The sequence below is a fragment of the uncultured Dialister sp. genome (genome assembly GCF_937959425.1).
Classification (GTDB): Bacteria; Bacillota; Negativicutes; order Veillonellales; family Dialisteraceae; genus Dialister.
In genome coordinates this window covers 1-5,576 of sequence record NZ_CALGPS010000100.1, presented here as the reverse complement: position 1 = coordinate 5,576, position 5,576 = coordinate 1, and the positions used below count along the sequence as shown (strand labels likewise).

The following is a 5,576-nucleotide window of genomic DNA, read 5'->3' as shown; positions in this document are numbered from 1 at the left end:
GCTTTCACCAGACTATACTATACACGCCGAACTGGCGCACAACCTAAGAACCCTCAGGCCGCAGGCCTGTCAAACCTCGGCCCGAAGGGCCGTCACCCCTCGGCCCTCTGGGCCGTCATTTATGTTCCTTATATCCCAGTTCTCTCAGGATGTAGTCTTTATTTTTCCAGTCTTTGCTGACTTTGACCCAGAGGTCGAGGAATACCGGGGCACCGATGAGGTTTTGGATTTCTTCTCTGGCTTCCTGGCCGGCGGCTTTGAGGACGCTGCCTTTTTTGCCGATGATGATGCGCTTCTGGGAGTCCCGTTCCACGTAAATGGTGCAGCGGATGTAGACTTTGCCGTTTTCCCTTTCGGAGAATTCTTCGGTGTATACGCCGATGGCGTGGGGCACTTCGTCCCTGGTGCGGGTGAGGAGTTTTTCTCTCACGATTTCCTGGACGATATTTCTTTCCGGCTGGTCGGTGACCATGTCGTCGGGGAAGTATTTCGGCCCTTCCGGCAGGTATTTCACTACGCACTTCATGAGCTCATCCAGGTTTTCGCCGGTTTTGGCGGAGAGGGGGATGATTTCTGCGAAGGGGTAGATCTTGCTGTACTGCACGATTTTCTTCAGCACGTCTTCTTTGGAAATAAGGTCGGTCTTGGAAAGGGCGAGGATCACCGGCACTTTCCGGTCCTTCAGGAGGGAGAGGATGTAGCGGTCGCCGGCGCCCAGGGGATCGTTCACGGCGCAGAGGAAGAGGATGAGGTCCACTTCGTCCAGGGCGTCCATGGTGCTCTGGCGGATGGCTTCTCCCAGCTTGCTCTGGGGCTTGTGCATGCCCGGGGTATCCAGGAATACTACCTGGGAATTGTCGCCGTTCCACACGCCGGTGATTTTATTTCTTGTAGTCTGGGCATGGGCGGAGACGATGGAAATCTTTTCACCCAGCAGGGCGTTCATGAGGGTGGATTTTCCTACGTTAGGACGGCCTACCAGGGCGGCAAAGCCGGAATGGAATTTTTTATCAGTTTCTGTCATAGATTCTCCTTATGAATCAGTTCTTCTGCTTTGAAGGAAGAAGGAAATAGTTCTTCCAGTGTATAGGTGCGGTAGTCCTCCGGGGATTTTCCGCAAATGATGAAAGGCACATGAAATTCGGCCATCACCTGTCGGCAGATGCCGCAGGGCATGGTGTAGTCCTCATGGCTTCCGATGATGGCAATGGCGGCAAATTTACGCTTTCCGTCGGCAATGGCGCTGCCGATGGCATTTCTTTCGGCGCAGAGGGAGGCGGGATAGGACACGTTTTCCATGTTGCATCCGGTATAGACGGTGCCGTCTTCCGCGAGAAGCGCCGCCCCTACGGGATAGCAGGAGTAGGGAGAATAGCTCTTCTTCCTCGCTTCCTCCGCCTTTTCCAGAAGGCAGCGGATGTCGTCAGCCTTCATTTTCTCTTTCCAGCTGCCCTTCCGTCACAATGCGGGTAAGACCGCAGGCACCGAGAATATCTTCCTCCGCCTTTCTCATGGCCTTCTTTTCCTCCGGGTCATAGTGGTCATAGCCCAGGATGTGGAGGAAACCGTGCACCGAGAGATAGGCCATTTCCCTTTCCTTGCTGTGGCCGAATTCCTTCGCCTGGTCCACTGCCCGGTCCAGGTTGATGACGATATCCCCCAGTGCCTTTTCTTCTTCCGGAATATCATCTTCCCCTTCGTTCAGGGCAAAGGACAGCACGTCCGTGGGAGCGTCCACATGACGGTAGTCCCGGTTCAGTTCATGAATGGTCTCGCCGTCGCAGATGAGCACGCTGATTTCCGCATCCTCCGGCACCTTCTGCAGCTCCGCTCCCTTTTCCAGCACCCTGTGAATCAGTGCTTCCAGTTCCTCACTGTAAAATTTCATATCGCTGTAATTAATTGTGATTTCCATGGCTGCTGCCTCCGTTTTTATTTCTTCTCTTAGCGTCTTCCTCATAGGCATGAATAATGGCAGCCACCAGATCGTGGCGTACCACATCATCCTCTGTGAAATGGACCTGGCCGATATCCTTCACACCCCTCAGCACCCGGAGAGCGTCGATGAGACCGCTCTGTACATGGGGCGGCAGGTCGATCTGGGTAACGTCGCCGTTCACCACCATCTTCGACCGGAACCCCAGTCGGGTAAGGAACATTTTAATCTGCTCCACCGTAGTATTCTGGGCCTCGTCCAGAATGACAAAGGACTTCTCCAGCGTACGGCCGCGCATGTAGGCCAGCGGCGCCACCTCGATCTGTCCCTTCTGCTGGAGCCGCATGAACTCCTCGGGGCCGAACATATCCAGAAGGCCGTCGAAAAGCGGACGGAGATAGGGATTCACCTTCTCCTGCATATCGCCGGGCAGGAACCCCAGCTTCTCCCCTGCCTCCACGGCAGGACGCACCAGGATGATACGCTGTACATCGTGATTTCTAAGAGCAAAAGCCGCCAGTGCCACCGCCAGATAGGTCTTCCCCGTACCGGCAGGCCCGATGCCGAAGGTAATGGAATTTCTCCGGATGGCATCCACATAGAGCTTCTGCCCCAGGGTCCGTGGACGGATGGGATTTCCGCTCTTGGTGAAATTGATGATATCATCCTCCATGTCCCGGAGAAGCTGCTCCTTCCCCTCGTCCATGAGACGCATCACCAGGAGCACCTGCCGCTCCGACAGCCGGATCCGCTCCCGCACCATATGGCGCAGCCGCTCCACCACCGCCGCCGCCTTCGTCACCGCTTCATCCTCACCCTTCATGCGGATGAGATTGCCCCGGCCCGACACGTCGATACCGTAATGGTCACCAATCACCTTCAGATAAGAACTGTCTCTCTCAAAGACATGGGACGCTTCCTGCTGGTCCCTGATGAGTATTTCTTCTACCCGTTCCGTAATGATTTTCCTTTCGTCACAAAATGTCATTTCAAAAATCGTCTCACAGCACTGCCATCAAGATAATCTGCGCGGCAGCCCTGGGTAATATCTCTTTCCTCCAGAAGACGGTCAATGGCGTCCTTCACCTCCCACCAGGGAGAGCCGCCGTTCACGGAAATCGTATTTCCTCCCGACGCCCGGCCTACCATGCGCTGCACTACGATATCCTTCCTGAGATAAGAAAGAAAAAGCACAGCCCGCTCCATGTACTCCTCCATGGGAAGCAGCTTCACTTCCCCCTTTTCGTACATGTCCGAAAGCTTCGTCCCCTTCACGATATAAAGGGAATGCAGCTTCACCTCCGTCACCGGAAGGGCCGAAATAATCCTCGCCGTCTCCGCCACATCCAGCCGGTCATCCCAGGGAAGATCCGCAATCACATGGGTGCAGAGATCGAAACCATACCGTCCGATGCGGATGGCTGCGTCAATAAACTCCGAAAGCCCGTGGCACCGGTTCAGGATGGCAAGGGTGTGCACATTGCTGCTCTGGAGCCCCAGCTCCACCGTCACATCCTTATGAAACCGCTCCGACGCCTCCTTCAGGATATCCAGGTACGCCTCATGGACACAGTCCGGCCGGGTAGACACATCCACCGCCACCACCGCCGGATGGCTCATGGCCTCCTCCACCCACCTTTTGAAATCCGGAAGGGGCGCGTAGGTATTCGTAAAATTCAAGAAATAAGCAATAAACTTTCTCGCCTTGTACTTCGGCCCCACATGGGCCATACTCCTCTCCAGCTGGCGGGTAACATCCATCCCCACCGCCTTCGTCTCATAATCGGCGCCGATGGACCCGCAGAAAATGCAGCCCGCCGACGAAAGCTGCCCGTCCCGGTTCGGACAGGTCACCGGAAGAGACACGGGAATCTTGTACACCTTCTCCCCGTACCGCTCCTTCAGATAATCAGAATAATTCCTGTATCGCTCCATAAATCTCCTGTAATTCAATAAACAATGAGTCAATATAATTATATAACAAGCGGGGCTAAGTGCAAAGGGCCGCTTCGCAGCCCGGGTTCAGAGGGTTCTTCTCTGCTTTATTGTGCCCCCGCTTGCGGGGTGGCAAGCGAACGTGATTTGTAGGGAGCCGACAGGCGACTGAAAATCACGTGAGACGCTTTCCCGTGGAGAAAGGTGGTGCCGTAAGGCACCAAAGGGGGCGGGCCCAACGGGCCCGGGTTCAGAAGGTTTAGGGGGGAAGGTGCTAAAGTTTGACCGGCCCCAAAGGCCGGAGGGTTCTTAAGTTTGACGGCGGCTCCGCCGCCGAGGGTTGTGGATAGCCGCTTCGCGGCAATGATTATGAAGTCAGCGTTACGGGATGAGACTCCTGCCGCATAAATCGCGCTAAACATCCTGCGAATCAGCCACCTTTGGTGGCTCCCCCTTATCCGGCTGCGCCGGACTTTCCCCCATCCGGGGGACAGAATAAACCGCTCTACGCTCTCCTGTAGAGTCATGTGGCACAATGCTACGCGTCCATAGTGCCCCCTGAACAGGGGGAAAGGTGGTGGCGCCAGCCACCAAAGGGGGTGCTGCTTTTCCATCGCCCGCCAGGGCGGTTGTCTGGTTTTTCAACGGGCGAAGCCCGGTTGTATGGTTTTCCCAGCTACCAGCCACTAGCTACCAGCCACAGTATAGCAGGGAGATTTCTCCACTCCGCTTCGCTACGGTCGAAATGACAATGTGGCGGCCCCCGATCTTCGATCCCAGCCGCTCCGCGGCTGCACGCCCACCAAAGCCTTTGCCCCCTGAGCGCCAGCGAACACAACCCTTGGCACCGAGGGCCGAAGGCCCGATAGATGCCATACGCCCCTCTGCGCCAAAGGCGCAGGCACCTGCGGGAATACAGCCGCCCCGATCCCGGCCCCGGTCTCGGCCCGAAGGGCCGTCAACCCTCACGCCGAAGACGTATCATTGATATTTCTAAATATATATAGTAAAATATAGATATAGAAACCATTATATTTTGCAAAAGGAGGTCCATCATGGATACCAAAGGAAAAGGCTTACTCTACGAAATGAAGAACGGTTACCCCATTACCATGACAGAGGCGGAATACAAAGCGAAGGAAAAAGAAATCCGCTCCATCGCCTCTGACCTCTACGTCAATATGGACGTACTGGACCTGGTAGAAAAAGACTACAAACTGAAACTTCTGGTTCTCTCCATGGCCTCCTACTTCGGCTTCGACCGGGCCACCGGCGAAGACCTCCTCAAAGCGGCACATCTCACCTGCCCCGAAGGACTGAACCCCATGAAATACTTCTTCATGAAAGCAGGCTGGACCCCCTACTACCTGGAATACACCTTCAAAGAAGACCTGGGCACCCATTTCCATGAAGTCATGGACACCTTCTACACAGACGTGGAATTCTACATGGACATGTCCGAACACCTCCAGTACGTGCGCCTCCCCAACGCCCTGCGGGTCATCTGAAGACACCCCTGCGGCGTGAGGGTTCTATCTGCTTTATTGTCCCCCCCGCCTGCGGGGTGGCAAGGGAACTGGAGTCACTCCAGCGAACTGGATTCGTAGGGGAGCGTGAGCGACCTGAGAATCCAGTGAGTCGGTGATAGCTGTGCTGTAGGGAGCCCTTGGGCGACTGAGAATCCAGTGACACGCTTCCCTATGGG

The 5,576-nt window shown here is 55.5% G+C and carries 6 protein-coding genes; 1 reads left to right on the top strand and 5 read right to left on the bottom strand.

Going from position 1 to position 5,576, the window contains the following annotated elements; genetic code table 11:
- Nucleotides 1–115 precede the first annotated feature (115 nt).
- The 5 genes from era to Q0482_RS04120 are packed head-to-tail and all read right to left on the bottom strand — an operon-like array spanning nucleotide 116 to nucleotide 3,871.
- Nucleotides 116–1,024: a GTPase Era gene (gene era / locus Q0482_RS04140; protein WP_299143735.1), complete on the bottom strand. Its 909-nt coding sequence runs from the start codon at nucleotides 1,022–1,024 to the stop codon at nucleotides 116–118.
- Entirely contained in the window at nucleotides 1,021–1,434 is a 414-nt protein-coding gene (locus Q0482_RS04135) for a cytidine deaminase (protein WP_299143734.1), read from the bottom strand. Before Q0482_RS04135 ends, era begins: the two co-directional genes overlap by 4 nt.
- Nucleotides 1,424–1,915 (bottom strand): rRNA maturation RNase YbeY, encoded by a 492-nt coding sequence (gene ybeY / locus Q0482_RS04130; RefSeq protein WP_299143732.1) that lies wholly within the window; start codon nucleotides 1,913–1,915, stop codon nucleotides 1,424–1,426. The genes Q0482_RS04135 and ybeY overlap by 11 nt, the downstream gene beginning before the upstream one ends.
- Nucleotides 1,899–2,924 (bottom strand): PhoH family protein, encoded by a 1,026-nt coding sequence (locus Q0482_RS04125; RefSeq protein ID WP_299143731.1) that lies wholly within the window; start codon nucleotides 2,922–2,924, stop codon nucleotides 1,899–1,901. The genes ybeY and Q0482_RS04125 overlap by 17 nt, the downstream gene beginning before the upstream one ends.
- Nucleotides 2,921–3,871, bottom strand: a complete 951-nt coding sequence (locus Q0482_RS04120) for a TIGR01212 family radical SAM protein (protein ID WP_299143728.1) — start codon at nucleotides 3,869–3,871, stop codon at nucleotides 2,921–2,923. The genes Q0482_RS04125 and Q0482_RS04120 overlap by 4 nt, the downstream gene beginning before the upstream one ends.
- 1,055 nt (nucleotides 3,872–4,926) lie before the next feature.
- On the opposite strand from Q0482_RS04120, the gene Q0482_RS04115 reads away from it, so the two are divergent.
- On the top strand, nucleotides 4,927–5,379 hold the full coding sequence (locus tag Q0482_RS04115) for a hypothetical protein (RefSeq protein ID WP_299143726.1): 453 nt from the start codon (nucleotides 4,927–4,929) through the stop codon (nucleotides 5,377–5,379).
- The last annotated feature ends 197 nt before the right edge of the window (nucleotides 5,380–5,576 follow it).